Annotated in this window: 14 protein-coding genes; 8 read left to right on the top strand and 6 right to left on the bottom strand. The window is 65.8% G+C overall.

What is annotated here, in order from left to right:
* Position 1: 1 nt before the first annotated feature.
* Together ABC728_RS04985 and ABC728_RS04980 are read right to left on the bottom strand one after the other, a co-directional pair.
* Positions 2 to 895, bottom strand: coding sequence for a carbohydrate ABC transporter permease (locus ABC728_RS04985; protein ID WP_416620667.1), 894 nt, complete (start codon positions 893 to 895; stop codon positions 2 to 4).
* A gap of 78 nt (positions 896 to 973) precedes the next feature.
* Positions 974 to 2119: an ABC transporter ATP-binding protein gene (locus ABC728_RS04980; RefSeq protein ID WP_416620668.1), complete on the bottom strand. Its 1146-nt coding sequence runs from the start codon at positions 2117 to 2119 to the stop codon at positions 974 to 976.
* Positions 2120 to 2314: 195 nt separating this feature from the next.
* Between ABC728_RS04980 and ABC728_RS04975 the strand changes: the two genes are divergently transcribed.
* Positions 2315 to 3847: a UxaA family hydrolase gene (locus tag ABC728_RS04975; RefSeq protein WP_416620669.1), complete on the top strand. Its 1533-nt coding sequence runs from the start codon at positions 2315 to 2317 to the stop codon at positions 3845 to 3847.
* Complete coding sequence (locus ABC728_RS04970) at positions 3848 to 5299, top strand: mannitol dehydrogenase family protein (protein WP_416620670.1); 1452 nt, start codon at positions 3848 to 3850, stop codon at positions 5297 to 5299.
* A 118-nt stretch (positions 5300 to 5417) separates the two neighbouring features.
* On the opposite strand, the gene dksA is transcribed toward ABC728_RS04970, so the two are convergent.
* Both dksA and ABC728_RS04960 read right to left on the bottom strand, forming a co-directional pair.
* Entirely contained in the window at positions 5418 to 5849 is a 432-nt protein-coding gene (gene dksA / locus ABC728_RS04965) for an RNA polymerase-binding protein DksA (RefSeq protein WP_416620671.1), read from the bottom strand.
* A 211-nt stretch (positions 5850 to 6060) separates the two neighbouring features.
* The gene (locus tag ABC728_RS04960; protein ID WP_416620672.1) at positions 6061 to 6480 is read right to left on the bottom strand and encodes a flagellar assembly protein FliX; all 420 of its coding nucleotides are present in this window, start codon (positions 6478 to 6480) and stop codon (positions 6061 to 6063) included.
* A gap of 278 nt (positions 6481 to 6758) precedes the next feature.
* Between ABC728_RS04960 and ABC728_RS04955 the strand changes: the two genes are divergently transcribed.
* The 6 genes from ABC728_RS04955 (at position 6759) to sciP (ending at position 12194) form a co-directional block, all read left to right on the top strand.
* Entirely contained in the window at positions 6759 to 7910 is a 1152-nt protein-coding gene (locus ABC728_RS04955; RefSeq protein WP_445376369.1) for a flagellar basal body P-ring protein FlgI, read from the top strand.
* A complete protein-coding gene (locus tag ABC728_RS04950; protein ID WP_416620674.1) occupies positions 7910 to 8260 on the top strand; it encodes a rod-binding protein in 351 nt (116 codons plus the stop codon). The genes ABC728_RS04955 and ABC728_RS04950 overlap by 1 nt, the downstream gene beginning before the upstream one ends.
* The gene (locus tag ABC728_RS04945) at positions 8257 to 8700 is read left to right on the top strand and encodes a hypothetical protein (protein WP_416620675.1); all 444 of its coding nucleotides are present in this window, start codon (positions 8257 to 8259) and stop codon (positions 8698 to 8700) included. The genes ABC728_RS04950 and ABC728_RS04945 overlap by 4 nt, the downstream gene beginning before the upstream one ends.
* A gap of 275 nt (positions 8701 to 8975) precedes the next feature.
* On the top strand, positions 8976 to 11078 hold the full coding sequence (locus ABC728_RS04940) for a flagellar hook-length control protein FliK (protein ID WP_416620676.1): 2103 nt from the start codon (positions 8976 to 8978) through the stop codon (positions 11076 to 11078).
* Positions 11079 to 11106: 28 nt separating this feature from the next.
* Complete coding sequence (locus ABC728_RS04935; RefSeq protein ID WP_416620677.1) at positions 11107 to 11772, top strand: flagellar hook assembly protein FlgD; 666 nt, start codon at positions 11107 to 11109, stop codon at positions 11770 to 11772.
* 107 nt (positions 11773 to 11879) lie between these two features.
* Positions 11880 to 12194 (top strand): CtrA inhibitor SciP, encoded by a 315-nt coding sequence (gene sciP, locus ABC728_RS04930; RefSeq protein WP_416620678.1) that lies wholly within the window; start codon positions 11880 to 11882, stop codon positions 12192 to 12194.
* 92 nt (positions 12195 to 12286) lie between these two features.
* Here the strand turns inward: sciP and ABC728_RS04925 are convergent, their stop codons facing one another.
* A complete protein-coding gene (locus ABC728_RS04925; protein WP_416620679.1) occupies positions 12287 to 13492 on the bottom strand; it encodes a hypothetical protein in 1206 nt (401 codons plus the stop codon).
* An 85-nt stretch (positions 13493 to 13577) separates the two neighbouring features.
* Positions 13578 to 15002: a ribosome biogenesis GTPase Der gene (gene der, locus ABC728_RS04920; RefSeq protein ID WP_416620680.1), complete on the bottom strand. Its 1425-nt coding sequence runs from the start codon at positions 15000 to 15002 to the stop codon at positions 13578 to 13580.
* Positions 15003 to 15013: the final 11 nt, after the last annotated feature.

Genomic DNA, 15013 nt, shown 5'->3' with positions numbered 1-15013 from the left:
GTCATTCCTTGTCCCCCCGTTCATTGCCGTAGAACACCCAGTACCGGGCCGAGGCGAAGGCGACCAGCGTGAAGACGGCGATGATGATGAACAGCACCCAGGACAGGGCGGAGGCATAGCCCACGTTGAAATACTTGAACGCCTCCTCATAGATCATCAGCGGCAGCAGATAGGTTGATTTCAACGGACCGCCGCCCGTGATGATGTAGGGACCGTTGAATTCCTGGAACGCCTGCACGATCTGCATGATGAAATTGAAGAAGATGACGGGCGTCAGCAGCGGCAGGGTGATGGTGAAGAAGATGCGTCCCTTGCCGGCCCCGTCGATGGTCGCCGCCTCGTAAAGGTCGGTCGGAATGTTCTGCAGGCCGGCCAGGAAGACCACCATCGCCGATCCGAACTGCCACAGGCGCAGCAGGACGACGGTGAACAGGGCGTATCCCGGCTCCCCCAGCCAGTTCAGCGGCTCCCCGCCGAAGGCGGCCATGACCTGGTTGATCAGCCCGTCGCCGGCGAAGACGTAGCGCCACAGCACCGCGATGGCCACCGACCCGCCCAGGATGGACGGCACGTAATAGGCCGTGCGGAAGAAGGAGATGCCGCGCAGCTTGAAATTCAGCACGAAGGCGATGAACAGCGCGAAGGCCAGCTTCAGCGGCACCGTGACGAAAACGTAAAGGAATGTCACGCCCAGCGAATTGTGGAACGTGCCATCCCCCGCCATCTGGACGTAATTCTCCATCCCGATGAAATGCGCGCGGGCAACCGGGTCCTGTAGCTGATAATCCGAGAAGGACAACAGGAACGATGCCAGGAAGGGGAACAGCGTGAAGGTTGCAAGCCCCAGCAGGAAGGGCGCGATGTAAAGATATCCCGTGACGCGGTTCTCATACATGGCACGTTCCCCGGATGCTGGCGGGCCAGACGCCGAGTTCAGGACCGGGTTCAGGCAAGGTCATGCGCACTCCCCCCTTCACGCCGCGACGGCCGCGATCTTGGCGCTGGGCGCCCCGACGGCCCTGCCGTCGGCATCGAACAGGTGGCAATGGGGCAGGCGCAGCCCCACACGCAACGCCCCGCCGATGCGCAGCGGCACGTCACCGCCCAGCTTCACGACCAGCACCCCCTCAGACAGGGTCGGCATGCGCAAATGCGCCAGGGTCTCGCTGCCCAGCCGTTCCACCAGATCGATGACGGCATCGAATTCCGCAACCTGTTCCTGCTTGGGATCGGCTGGCGGCTCACCCACGCGGAAATGCTCCGGCCGGATGCCCACCGTCACCTTTGCCCCCGGCGCGATGGCCGGATTGCGGCGGGGAATGCGCAGGGCACCGCCATTCAGGCGCACGGTGACCCCGTCCATGTCCGCCGCCTCCACCGTGCCGCGCATCAGGTTCATCTGCGGCGATCCGATGAACCCCGCCACGAACAGGTTGGCGGGGTTGCGGTAAAGCTCGATCGGGGCGCCGACCTGTTCGATCCGTCCGGCATTCAGCACGACGATCCGGGAGGCCAGCGTCATCGCCTCCACCTGATCATGCGTCACATAGATCATGGTGGCGCCCAGGTTGGCATGCAGGCGGGCGATCTCCACCCGCATCTGGCCGCGCAGGGCCGCGTCCAGGTTGGATAGCGGTTCGTCGAACAGGAACACTTCCGGTTCCCGCACGATGCAGCGGCCAATGGCGACGCGCTGGCGCTGCCCGCCCGAAAGCGCCCGCGGCTTGCGGTCCAGCAGGTGGGAAAGCTGCAAAATATCCGCCGCCTGGGCCACCCGGGCCCGGATCTCCGCCTTGGGCACACCGGCGATCTTCAGCCCGAAGCCCATATTGTCCGCCACGCTCATATGCGGGTAGAGCGCGTAGGACTGGAACACCATGGCGATGCCGCGCTTGGCCGGATGGGCCAGCGTCACGTCGCGGTCGCCGATGGTGATGCTGCCGCCGGTCGGCAGTTCCAGCCCGGAGACCAGCCGCAGCAAGGTGGATTTCCCACAGCCCGAGGGGCCCACGAAAACTGTGAGTTCACCGGGCGCGATATCCAGGTCCACGCCCTTGATCACATCGACGGCGCCGAAGCTTTTCACGATGCCGCGAAGTTGCACCCGTCCCTTGGCCACGGTCCCTCCCCTTCCTTTCAGTCGTTACGGGCCGCGCGGAGCGGCACCTGGGCGGCAATGGTGGTCTTGGACGCCACCTGACCCCTTGATTTTATCTGGTAACCGGTGTCAATTGCAATGACCGAGACGCGCGGACGGGCAAATAAATCCCGATACCCAGCCCCCGCCGGCCGTTTTCCGAAGGATGATGCGAAAATGAGTTGCGCGCAACCTCCCGCCCCGGTGGTGGATGACCTGCCCCCGGCCCATCGGGTCGACCCGGCGGATGACGTGGCCGTGGCAGTCCGTTCGCTGGGCAGGGGGGAAAGGGTACAGGTGGGGGGACAGGTCGTGGAACTGGCCGCCGATATCCCGCGGGGGCACAAGTTCGCCCTGCGCGCGCTTCAATCCGGACAAGCGGTTCACAAATATGGCTGGCCCATCGGCCGTGCCACCATTGGCATCGCCGCCGGCGACCATGTCCACAGCCACAACCTGTCGACGGGGCTGACGGGCACGCTCGACTATCGCCACGAACCGGCGGGCACCGATGCCGCCTGGTCGGCGCTGTCGCGTGACGCCGGCAGTTTCATGGGCTATCGCCGGGCCGACGGGCGCGTGGGCACACGCAACGAGATCTGGGTGCTTTGTACGGTCGGCTGCGTCGGCCGCACCGCGGAACGCATCGCAGCACTGGCATCGACCCGTTTCGCGGGACAGGTGGACGGTGTCGTCGCCTTCCCCCATCCGTTCGGCTGTTCACAGCTGGGCGACGACCTGGCCCATACCAAGGCCATCATCAGCGCGCTGGCCCAGCATCCCAATGCCGGTGGCGTGCTGCTGCTGGGGCTGGGCTGCGAGTCCAACCAGTTGGACAGGCTGCTGCGCGATGCGCCGGGCATCGATGCCGGCCGCCTGCGCGCCTTCACGGCGCAGCAGAGCAGCGACGAGGTGGAGGACGGGTTGCAGGCCGTGGCCGAGCTGGTGGCCATCGCCGCACAGGACCGGCGTGTCCCCTGCCCCGCGTCGGACCTCGCCATCGGCCTGAAATGCGGCGGATCGGACGGGTTCAGCGGCCTGACGGCCAACCCGCTGGTGGGCCGCATGGCCGACCGGGTGACGGCCGCCGGCGGCAGCGCCATCCTGACCGAGATACCGGAGATTTTCGGGGCGGAGGAACTTCTGATGCGCCGGGCCGTTGATGAAACCGTGTTCGAGGGCGTCGTCGATGTCGTCAACGGCTTCAAGCGCTACTTCCTGGACCATGACCAGCCGGTCTATGAGAACCCGTCCCCCGGCAACATCGCGGGCGGCATCACCACGCTGGAGGAAAAGTCGCTGGGTGCCGTGCAGAAGGGCGGCCGGGCGCCGCTGGCCGACGTGATCGCCTATGGCGGACGCCTGCGCCACCGGGGGCTGACCCTGCTGGCGGCGCCGGGCAATGACGGCGTATCCGCCACGGCCCTGACGGCAGCGGGCGCGACGGTGATCCTGTTCACCACGGGACGCGGAACGCCGCTGGGCTTTCCCGCCCCGACGCTGAAGATCGCCTCCAACGGCACGCTTGCCCGGCAAAAGCCGAACTGGATCGATTTCGACGCGGGATCGGCCCTGTCCGATACCGGGTCCGACCATGCCGCCGATGCGCTTTGGTCCTTGATCCTGGCCACGGCTTCCGGTCAGGCTACACGGGCCGAGAAGAACGGCCAGCGCGAGATTGCCATCTGGAAGAACGGAGTGACCCTGTAAATGCCGTCCCTTTCCGCCGCCAACCTGGACCTGCTGAGCAGCGACGTGGCCCGCCCCGCCTATGACCGGGACAAGGCCGGGATCGGCATCGTGCATTTCGGCCCCGGCGCCTTCTTCCGCGCCCATCAGGCCTTTTATTTCGATGAGGCGCTGGGCCGGGGCGGCGACTGGGCCATCTGCGCCGCCGCGCTGCGCAGCACCGATGTGCGCGACGCGCTGCGCCCGCAGGACAATCTCTATATCCTGGCGGAACTGGAGCGCGAAACGCGCTATCGCGTCATCGGCGCCATCAAGGAGACGCTGGCCGGCCCCGCCGACCGGCCGGCCCTGCTGGACCGGCTGGCCGATCCCGCCACGGTCATGGTCACCATGACGGTCACAGAGAAGGGATACTGCCTGAAGGGCGACGGCTCGCTGGATTTCGACCATCCCGACATCGCCCATGATGTGGCCGACCCGCGCAACCCCGCCAGCCTGGTCGGCCATCTGGTCGAAGGCCTGCGCCGCCGCCATGGGGCCGGCACCGCCCCCTTCACCGTGGTATCCTGCGACAACCTGGTCGATAATGGACACAAGCTGGGCCGGGCCGTGGCGGGCCTGGCCGAACGCCAGGATGCAGCGCTGGCCGCCTGGATCCGGACGGCGGTGGCCTTTCCCCGCACCATGGTGGACAGCATCACCCCGGCGACCGACGACGCGCTGCGCACCCGCGTGACGGCCGAAACGGGCCTGTCGGACGCCTGGCCCATCCAGCGGGAACGCTTCACCCAATGGGTGATCGAAGACCATTTCTGCAATATCCGGCCCGATTTCGAAGCCATCGGCGTGACGCTGACCCGTGATGTCAGCGCCTATGACCGGGCAAAGCTGCGCCTGCTGAACGGCCCGCATTCCACCCTGGCCTATCTGGGCAGCCTGGCGGGTTTTGAAAGCGTGGCCGACGCCATGGCCGATCCGGACCTCGCCGGCTTCGTCCGCCGCCTGATGCTGGAAGATATCAAGCCCACCCTGTCGCCCGATGCCGGCATCGATTACGACGCCTATATCAATGCCATCCTGTCACGGTTCGCCAACCCCGGCATCCGCCATCTGCTGTCCCAGATCGCCTGGGACGGGTCGGCCAAGCTGCCCTTCCGGCTGTTCGGCACCATCGCCGACCGGCTGGCCGCCGGGGCGGCCGTGGACAAGCTGGCCCTGCCCGTCGCCGCCTGGATGCGGTTCATCCGGGCCAAGGCGGCCGCGGGGGACAAGCTGACCGACCCGCTGGCCGACATGCTGTTGACCATCGGACGCGGCTGCACCGGCAACGCGCATGCGGACATATCCTGCTTCTTCACCCTGGAACAGGTGTTTCCGCCGGCCCTGACCGGCAACACCGCCTTTCGCGCCGCCCTGGAACGCGCCTATGCGCTTCTGGATGGCGGGGTGAAGGAGGCCATCACCCGCATCTGAACCGCCCGGCGCATTATCGCCGGTATCGGACAAAAGAAGGGCCGGCGGAGCGATCCGCCGGCCCTTGCTTCATCAGAGGGAGGACATCTGCCCGATTACCGGGGCGCCATCAGGCGGCTCAATCGTCGCGATGGGTGCGCTCCATGCGTTCATGGCGCTCCTGCGCCTCCAGGCTCAGCGTGGCGATGGGCCGCGCCTCCAGACGGCGAACGCCGATCGGCTCCCCCGTCTCCTCGCAATAGCCGTACTCACCATCATGGATTCGCTGAAGCGCCGCATCGATCTTGGAGATCAGCTTGCGCTCCCGATCACGGGTGCGCAGTTCCAGCGCCCGGTCCGTTTCCAGTGTCGCACGGTCGGCGATGTCCGGTTCCTGCAACCCGCCATCCTCGTGCAGGCTATTCAGGGTTTCTGATGATTCCCGCAAAAGCTCGGCACGCCATTGCAGCAGCTTCTGCCGGAAGAACTCCCGCATGACGGGGTTCATGTAATCCTCGTCTTCCGACGGGCGGTAACCGGGGGGGAGCAAAGGCGAGGTAGTCGACGACATTTGTCTGGTCCGATCCTGGGCCTGGAAACGGCGCGGAGTATATGGAGAGTGCGCGCGGCCCGCAACAGCCGAGAATAATGGCCTCAAACTTCTAATGTGCTGAATCGAAACAATTTCCGGAACACCTATCCCACTGGTCATATATCAGCCCGCAGCATGGTGCGAAAGCGGAGTGGCCTGCGGGCCTCCATGACCACGGCGCAGCGGGTGGTCAGGCCTGCTGTGTCAGTTTGGCGATTTCCACCTGAGCCCGGAGGTCGATCTCGTCCAGAATCTCCGCAAGGCGCGGATCATCCAGATCCTCACGCCGGCTTTGGACCATGCGCACCAGCTCGTGCAGTTTTTCCACGGGGAAGCGCCCGGTCAACAGGCCCAGGCGCAACTCGTCCAGCCGGTCCAGGATATCCTCACCCCGCGCCTGGGCCCGGCGCTTCTTGCCGGACAGGGCATCGTCCACTTCCTGCAGGGCGAAAAGGGGGTTGATGCCGGATGCCGATTGCGTTCCCGATGAACGGGACACGCCATCGTCCCCGTCCTCTCCCGGAATATGGCGCAGGAAATCGCCGCCGCCGCTACGGGTGGCTTTCTTGACCTGGCCGGGACGGGCGGAGGCGGGACCCTCGATCTTCATGGCGTGGACGGTGGCTTTTCCTGCGGTCGGATGGCATCGCCATTCCCATATATGGGGACGCGGCTGCCGGTTGAATATAGGTATCACCCCAGCGCCTTCCCGTCCTAGGGCAATTTTTGCCCCGACGGATGGCCTGCCCCTTTGTACAGGCCGGCAGATATTGATCCACCGGCCCGAAAGGCGTGCAATGCCGCCATTGGCATGTTTCTCGCATTCTGCTTGACCGACCGAGAAGGGACGAACTGTCCCCGAACCGAAGCCCCGAGCGACAGATCGGAATGACGACCATGGTGACGCCCGCGAACAAAGCCAGGACCCGTATCGGCCGGATGGCCGCCGCCCTGCTGACGGCGCTGGTCCTGATGACCCCCGGCATGGCGCATGCGCAGAGCCGAATCAAGGACATCGCCGATGTCGAGGGCGTGCGCGACAACATGCTGATCGGCTATGGCCTGGTCGTCGGCCTGAACGGCACGGGCGACACCATCAACAATTCCCCCTTCACCGAACAGAGCCTGATCGGCATGCTGGAGCGGTTGGGTGTCAATGTCCGCGGCGACACGATCCGCACCAAGAATGTCGCGGCCGTCATGGTCACAGCCACCCTTCCCCCCTTCACCTCGCAAGGGGCCCGCATCGATATCAGCGTGGCCGCCATGGCGGACGCCAAGAACCTCCAGGGCGGCACCCTGCTGGTGACGCCGCTGCTGGGCGCCGATGGCGAGGTCTATGCCGTGGCGCAGGGGGCCGTCGCCATATCCGGCTTTGCGGCGCAGGGGGCCGGCGCCTCCATCACCCGCGGGGTGCCGACCAGCGGCCGTATCGCCGGCGGCGCCATCGTGGAGCGCGAGATCGACTTCGCGCTGACCGACCTGCCCTATCTGCGCCTGTCCCTGCGCAACCCGGACTTCACGACCGCCGTGCGCGTCGCCGAGGCAATCAACACCAATTTCGGGCCACAGACGGCCCGCGCCACCGACCCGACTTCCATCCTCATCGACGTGCCGATGCCACGCAAGGCCGATCTTGTCAGCTTCCTGCGCGATGTCGAACAGTTGCGCGTGCAGCCCGACCAGATCGCCCGCGTCGTCATCGACGAGGCATCGGGTGTGATCGTGATGGGCGAGAATGTGCGCATCAGCACGGTGGCCATCGCCCAGGGCAACCTGACCATCCGCATCACCGAGACGCCGCAGGTGTCCCAGCCGGCCCCCCTCAGCCAGGGTGGACAGACCGTGGTCGTGCCGCGCACCGACATCCAGGTGGACGAAGGTGCCGACCGCAAGCTGGCCGTCATGCCGGCCGGGGTGTCGCTTCAGGAACTGGTGCATAACCTGAACGCGCTTGGCGTCGGCCCGCGTGATATGATCGCCATCCTTCAGTCCATCAAGGCGGCCGGTGCGCTGCAAGCTGAGATCGAGGTGATGTGATGTCGGAAGTGAAGCTGTCCACCCCCGGTTTCGATATGCAGGCCCTGGCACAAAGCGGAGGGCTGAACAGGGCCACCGGCCAGGGCGGCAAGCCCGGCGTCCAGGACGTGGGCAAGGCGGCACAGGAATTCGAGGCCGTGTTCCTGTCGCAGATGCTGTCGCAGATGTGGCAGGGCGTGGAAGCCGATGACACGTTCGGCGGCGGCGAGGCAGAGAACACCTGGCGCGGCATGATGGTCGAGGAATATGGCAAGCAGATCGCCCGGGCCGGTGGCCTGGGCCTCGCCGATCAGGTGATGGCGGAGATGATCCGCATGCAGGAACAATCAACCAAGAAGGACACGCCATGACCACCGATCCCCGCGTGGCCACCCTGGTCCAGACCATGAGCCGCCTGACCGAGCTGTTCCAGGAGGAGAATGACGCCATCCGCCGCCGCGACATCCCGGCCCTGACCGTCGTGGCCGACAGGAAGCCGCTGGTCGTGCGCACCTATGAGGATTGCGTCCGTTCCTTCCGCGCCGAAGCGGAAAGCCTGCGCATGCTCAGCGACGAGTGCAAGCGCACCCTGAAGGAGGCCAGCGACCGGTTCGTGGACGCCACGCTGGAACATGCCCGGCTGGTCCGCGCGGCAACGCAGGTCACGCAATCCACCGTCAACACCCTGGTCAACGCCATCAACAAGGCCCGTGCCGACGATGGCATGTATACGCGCCGCGGCGGTGCGGTGATGCCGGCCGCCTATACCCGCAAGGGCGCACCGTCGATGGCGTACAACCGCTCCTTCTGATCTACCCGCGCTGCGGTGTCATTTCCTTGAACGGACGGCGGCCGGATCGGCCGACCGTGCAGTCCCCCCTTACCCGCGCAACGGGCGGTGGGGTGAGTGCGTGCAACGCCATCAACGACAAGGCCGCCGGACCCGGCAAGGCTTGCCCTCGCCACCGGGCAGCTTCTGCCGGCCGACACTGCCGGAAGGTCCCGTGAATGCCGCAGAATCCAAGGGGTTTCTGTTGGCACGATAGATGCTTGGTCCCCTTGGTTTCCAGCGCAGGAGCACCATTCATGGACATCTTTGCCCTTCCCGCATCGTCGGCGGCCTCTCCCACGGCCCTGTCCATCGGCGGCGCCGGCCTGACGGCTGACGGTCTGCGCGGGGACGGGCAGGAGGCGTCGGACCGCTTCAACCAGTTGCTGGCCAATTTCCTGAACCTGACGGGTAGCGCGGGCGGCGGGTCTCTTGACGCGGCACGGACCGACGGGATGGAGAATGCCGGCGGCGCGCCGATGCTGATGGCCGGCACAGCCTTGCGCTCTCCAGGCGGCGGCATCCTGCAGAACGGCCGCCCCCTGGGCGAAGCATCGCAGCGCTGGGGCCAGTCCGGCCTGTTCCTGATGGATGGCGGCATGCTGGCCGGGCAGGAAATGAGCGAGGAGGTCACCGCCTTCCTCAATGAACTGGCCACGGCCTTCAAGACACCGGAAGCCGGCGAGGAGGTCGAGGACACGGATGCCGCGGGCGCCGCCAACGGTGAGGGTGACGGATCGGCCGGGACACCGGTCGTGGCGGACCCGGCGGCGGCGCTGGTGATGACCGGGGCGATGACGCAAAGCGACGCGGCCACAGCGCTGGCCCTGCTGCAAGGGGATGTGACAACGCAACCTGGGCCCGGAAAGGATGTCACGCCTGCCGCCATTGACGGCCGGCCGGCCCCGGTGATCCCCACCTTGCGGCCCGACAGCATCCCAAGCCGGCTGGGCACACCCATGCCGGCCGAGGGCGCCGGTCTCGCACCGGGCCTTCAGGCCGGGGCGGCGCCATCTTCCCCCGCACCCCACGGCCAGACCACCGCACCGGTCATCCCCCGTGTGCAAGGTATGGCCGCCGGCAGCGAGGGTCCGGACACCACCATGGCCACTGGGGACCCCATGCAGCCGGAGAACGGGACGCCCGGCGTACCGGTCACACAAACCATCGCCGGAACGACCCTGGAAACCGGTGCGCCGGCACCCGGCACCCATATGCCGACATCGGCCGGCCCCGCCCTGTCAGCCACGGCTGGCCATGGCACCGCCACGGCCAAACATGTGCCGGGCACCACGGATGCCGGCATGGCGATCCCGCCCGCAACCGCTACGCCTTCCGATGACAGGGCCGACGAACCGGCCGGCAGCACCACCGTGATGGCGGGAGAGACGGAAGGCACGCAAGCCCCGTCCCCCGTTCGCAAGGAGGGTGCGCACGCCCCTTCCCATGAGGCGGGCCAGCCCCTGACGGTCACCGCCAGACCGGCAGCGGCCCAGGCCGAAGGGGATGTGACCCCCGCGACGGTGGAAATCGAGCCCGCGGCCAGCGTCGATGAGGCTGAAACCCACGGGGTGACCAACCAGCGCATGCTGGCCCCGCTGCATGTCAAGGATGATGCGGAGGCGGCCGACAAGGCCGGCCTGGCAGGCGCGGCACAAAATGCCGGGCAAAATCAGGTCCAGCCCCGACCGGACCAGAATGGCCCGGCCCCGGACCGGACGGCAGACAATCTGCTGGTCCGGGCGGTGGGTGCGGCGACGGACAGCGCAAACAGCGGCACTGCCGGTAGTGATGGCCACCCGGATAGCGGTTCGGGCATGGCCGATACGGCAGACGCCACCCCCACCAACCTCCATGCTGCCGACCCCGGCAAGGCGCAGGGCCCCGACTTCGCCCAGTCGCTGCGCGCCACCACCGCCCCGCACCGCCCCGGCGTCTATATGCCCCCCACGCAGCAGATGGCCATCCAGGTCCAGCGGGCCGTCCAGGACGGGACAGACCGGCTGTCCATCCAGCTTCGCCCCCTCGATCTGGGTCGCATCGATGTCCAGCTTGAGATCGGCGCCGAAGGCCGCCTGCGGGCCAAGGTGATCGCGGAAAGCCCGCAGACCCTGGAAATGCTGCAAAAGGATGTGAAAGACCTTGTGAAATCCCTGCAGGAAGCCGGCCTGACGGCGGACCAGGACAGCCTGTCCTTCTCCCTGCACGATCAGGGTGAACAGGCCCAGGAACGCCAGCGCGACCAGAATGACGGTCCGGCTGGCACGGTAGTTGCTTCTGTTGAAGCAGAGGAACAGGACCCGGCAATAATCGCCCAGACCCAGATTCTGGAACTGGGGCGGTTGGATGTCAGGGTTTGATCAGCACCCTTGACGGGAAGGCCCTGCCATGTCGATCTCCGGCGTCAACAACAACACCAATACGGGGGCGAACAATGCCGGACAGTCGGCATTCAGTTCGCTCACATCCAATTATGAAACATTCCTGACGCTGCTGACCTCGCAGCTCAAGAACCAGGACCCGCTGCAGCCGACCGACACGGCGGAATTCACCAAGCAGCTTGTCCAATATTCACAGGTCGAGCAGCAAATCCAGTCCAACCAGAAACTGGACAATATTCTGGGCGCCATCAACAATAGCGAAATCAATCAGTCATTGAGCTATATGGGGCGCATGGTGGAGGTGCAGTCCAACGGCGTGCCTCTGCAGGATGGATCAGCGAAGATGAATGTCTCCACCGATGTGCCGGCCGCCACCTCCGTCATGGAAATTTCCGACGGCAAGACCGGCAAGGTGGTTCGCACCCTGACCCTGACCAAGACAGCCGGCACGCAGGAAGTCGTCTGGGACGGCAAGAATGAAAGTGGCGAGCAGATGAAGGATGGTGCCTACAAGGTGGAGGTGAAGGCCACCGATGCCAACGGCAAGGCCGTCAATTCCGTCGTCATGTCCTTCGGTCGCGTTACGGGTGTCGATATGACGGCGGGCAAGCCCTATCTGGCACTGGGTGAGATGTATGTCACCACTGACAATGTTCTTTCCGTCGCCCCTTGATGGATAGAATGATCGCAAATGTATGCTTTCCGCATTGCCTTCACTGTTTCTTAAAGGTGGTTGGCCTATCGATGACTGAACACCAGTGATCGGAGGTAAGATCCACCATGAAACCCCTCAACAAGGCCGCGACGACACGTCTGCGCGCAGAGTCGGGCGGCGAGGTGGCCAAGATTGAGGCGGGCAGCGACCGCCTGACCCTGGACGACCTGCCCCCCCCGGATACCCGCCGCTGGGTCATGCGGCGCAAGGCCGAGGTGGTCGCGGGCGTGCGCGCGGGATTGTTGAGCGTCGCGGACGCCTGCCAGCGTTACGGCCTGTCGGAAGAGGAATTCAATTCCTGGCAGGAAACCATCGACCGGCATGGCGTGCAGGCCCTGCGCGTCACCCGCCTGCAGGATTATCGCCGGCGGCCATTCTGAAGCGGTTCCGGGGCGGCGCGGCGCACCTTCTTTCTGGTTCGCGTGATGCCGCCCTCCCCGTTGACGGGGGCATCCCACCATACGGCGGGCGTTCAGCGCAGATTATCGGCGACGCTGTGCAGTCCCTGGGCGCGCAGCAGTTCCTGGCGCTGTCGCAGACGGCGGCGTTCGACCGATTTATGGGTGCTGTCCCCGCCCAGGATGGTTCCGTCATCCCCCGTCAGCGACGCGACGAGTTGATCCAGCAATGCCCCTTCCTGATCCGGGGCCCGCTGGTCCAGGGGGCGGTCACTGCCGATCTCGCGCAGCAGGCGTTCCGCCAGCGCGCCCTGACTTTGCGGCAGATGCCCCTGCCGGATCAATTCCGCGATCATTCGCAGGGACGGGTTCGTCAGCCGCTCCACCGCCGCCTTGCGGCAGAGTATCACGGCCCCCATCTGCATCAGGGCCGTGCCCAGATTGGGGTTTGGTGCGAACAATTCCTGCACGACAGTGGCAAATGACAGCATGTCGGCCAGGATGGCATCCACCTGCCGGACCAGCCCGTTTTCCAGATTCTGCTGTGCCACTGCGGCCAGCACCTCCACCTTTGCCAGCAGCGACCGCTGTTCGAACAGCCAGACGCTGATCAGGGCGGCCAGCACATAATCGTGATGGTCCATCCCGACCTTGTCCAGGATGAAGCCGCTGAGCGGGCCCAGGTCGCCACCCTTGCAATCAGGATAGCCGGCGCGTTCGGCGGCAAAGGCACGGGCCTTCTGCTGGGCCTGCGTGACCAGCCCGTCCAGCACCTGCAGCCGTTCCTTCGCGGGTACGCCCATGGTGCCGGCCTGGGCCGCGGCCACCCGGTGCAGGCCGGCATTGACCAGCCCCTGCACCTCGCCCAACTTGCGCAAATGGCTGTAACTATGCAGCAATTCCGTCGGGGACAGGTTGACCCGTGTCAGATAGTCACGCAGCACCTGCCCGATGGTGCGGCGCCCGTCGGCCGTGAAAAGATCATCCACGGTCCGGCACAACGCCACCTCCCCGAAGGGGGTCAGCACGGTCAGGGGCTTGTCCTTCGGCGGATTGGCCGTCGCCTCATAAACCACGGTTTCCGAGCTGACCAGGCTGGACAGGGTGCGATGGCGCACCACCTTCACGCCCAGCGTCTTGCCCGTCATCAACAGGTGGCGCGCCTCGTCGATGGCGTCCTTTTCATCGTCGCATAAGACATGCAACTGCCACCGGCCTTCCTTCTGAAGGAAGACCTCGTAGGTCCGCTTCCTGTCCCAGAAGCTCACCCCGAAAAGCATCGACGACACCCCTACCCAATCAGGCATAGTCTAATGGGGTAATGGCCTTTCGCCAACACTTCTCGCAACGGTCACGAAGGTATGTTCAGTCGAAGGGATTGCTGCTGCTGCCCTTGCGCAACAGCATGCGGATCGGCACACCGGGCAGATCGAAGCTGTCGCGCAGCCCGTTGACCAGATAACGGGCGTAATTCTCCGGCAGATCGACCGGCTTGCTGACGAACAGGGCGAACGTCGGCGGCCGGCTTTTCACCTGGGTCATATAGCGGATCTTCAGACGGCGGCCATCGACCAGCGGCGGCGGATGGCTTTCCGTCATGCCCATCAGCCAGCGGTTCAGCTGAGAGGTGGGGATGCGGCGGTTCCACAGGCCATAGGCCGTCACCACCGTGTCCAGCAACTCCTCCAGCCGCTGTCCCTTCAGCGCGGAGATGGTGACCGTGGGAATGCCCTTGACCTGCGGCAGGGAGGTCTGCAACCGGTCGGAAAGCCGGCGCAGCGCGGCATTCTTGTCGGCCACGGCGTCCCACTTGTTCAGGGCGATGACCAGGGCACGCCCCTCTTCCACCACCAAGCGCGCGATGGTCAGATCCTGCTTGTCCAGGATGCCGTCGGCATCCAGCACCAGAACCACGACATGGGCCATGCGGATGACGCGCAGCGTGTCCTGGTTGGCCAGCTTCTCCAGCTTGCCATCGACCTTCGCACGCTTGCGCAGGCCGGCCGTGTCGACCAGACGGATCGGACGGCCCTTCCATTCCCATTCCACCGCGATGGCGTCACGGGTCATTCCGGCCTCGGGCCCGGTCAGGACCCGCTCCTCCCGCACCAGCGCGTTCAGCAGCGTGGACTTGCCCACGTTCGGGCGGCCGACAATGGCAAGCTGGAGGGCCTTGGCCTCCTCCTCGGCGGCGGCGGCCTCCGCAGCCTCCTCGTCATCGGCCGCGAAGAAGGTGTCGGCCTCGGCCGCATCGGCAGCGTCCTGCTCCTCCTCGTCCTCCTTCGGCATGAAGGGTTCCAGCGCCTCGACCAGATCGGCCATGCCTTCCCCATGTTCGGCGGAAAGCGGAACGGGCTCACCCAGGCCAAGTTCAAAGGCTTCGAGCAGGCCAGGGCGGCCGGCGACACCCTCGCACTTGTTGGCGACCAGGATGGTCGGCTTGCCGGCCTTGCGCAGCCAGGCCGCGAAATGCCGGTCCATGGCCGTGATGCCGGCGCGGGCATCGACCAGGAACAGGGCCACGTCGGCCCTTTCGATGGCGCGTTCGGTCTGCTGGCGCATCCGCGCCTCCAGACTATTGTCGAACACATCCTCCAGCCCGGCCGTATCGACCACGGTGAACTCCAGCCCGCCCACGCGCCCGTCGGCGGCGCGCCAGTCGCGCGTCACGCCGGGCGTATCGTCCACCAGCGCGATCTTCTTGCCGACCAGCCGGTTGAACAGGGTGGACTTGCCGACATTCGGTCGCCCGATGATGGCGACCGTCAGTCGGTGCGTGGCCTTGATCACTCTAATACTCC

This window comes from Niveispirillum fermenti (assembly GCF_052474395.1).
Note: the sequence above shows the minus strand (reverse complement) of the source record. Positions and strands in the feature narration are given on the sequence as shown.

Bases quoted from the DNA above. Each gene is read 5' to 3' on its own strand.
- ABC728_RS04985 (WP_416620667.1), bottom strand. From the start codon at position 895: ATGTATGAGAACCGCGTCACGGGATATCTTTACATCGCGCCCTTCCTG.
- ABC728_RS04975 (WP_416620669.1), top strand. From the start codon at position 2,315: ATGAGTTGCGCGCAACCTCCCGCCCCGGTGGTGGATGACCTGCCCCCG.
- ABC728_RS04970 (WP_416620670.1), top strand. From the start codon at position 3,848: ATGCCGTCCCTTTCCGCCGCCAACCTGGACCTGCTGAGCAGCGACGTG.
- dksA (WP_416620671.1), bottom strand. From the start codon at position 5,849: ATGTCGTCGACTACCTCGCCTTTGCTCCCCCCCGGTTACCGCCCGTCG.
- ABC728_RS04960 (WP_416620672.1), bottom strand. From the start codon at position 6,480: ATGAAGATCGAGGGTCCCGCCTCCGCCCGTCCCGGCCAGGTCAAGAAA.
- ABC728_RS04955 (WP_445376369.1), top strand. From the start codon at position 6,759: ATGACGACCATGGTGACGCCCGCGAACAAAGCCAGGACCCGTATCGGC.
- ABC728_RS04950 (WP_416620674.1), top strand. From the start codon at position 7,910: ATGTCGGAAGTGAAGCTGTCCACCCCCGGTTTCGATATGCAGGCCCTG.
- ABC728_RS04945 (WP_416620675.1), top strand. From the start codon at position 8,257: ATGACCACCGATCCCCGCGTGGCCACCCTGGTCCAGACCATGAGCCGC.
- ABC728_RS04940 (WP_416620676.1), top strand. From the start codon at position 8,976: ATGGACATCTTTGCCCTTCCCGCATCGTCGGCGGCCTCTCCCACGGCC.
- ABC728_RS04935 (WP_416620677.1), top strand. From the start codon at position 11,107: ATGTCGATCTCCGGCGTCAACAACAACACCAATACGGGGGCGAACAAT.
- sciP (WP_416620678.1), top strand. From the start codon at position 11,880: ATGAAACCCCTCAACAAGGCCGCGACGACACGTCTGCGCGCAGAGTCG.
- ABC728_RS04925 (WP_416620679.1), bottom strand. From the start codon at position 13,492: ATGCTTTTCGGGGTGAGCTTCTGGGACAGGAAGCGGACCTACGAGGTC.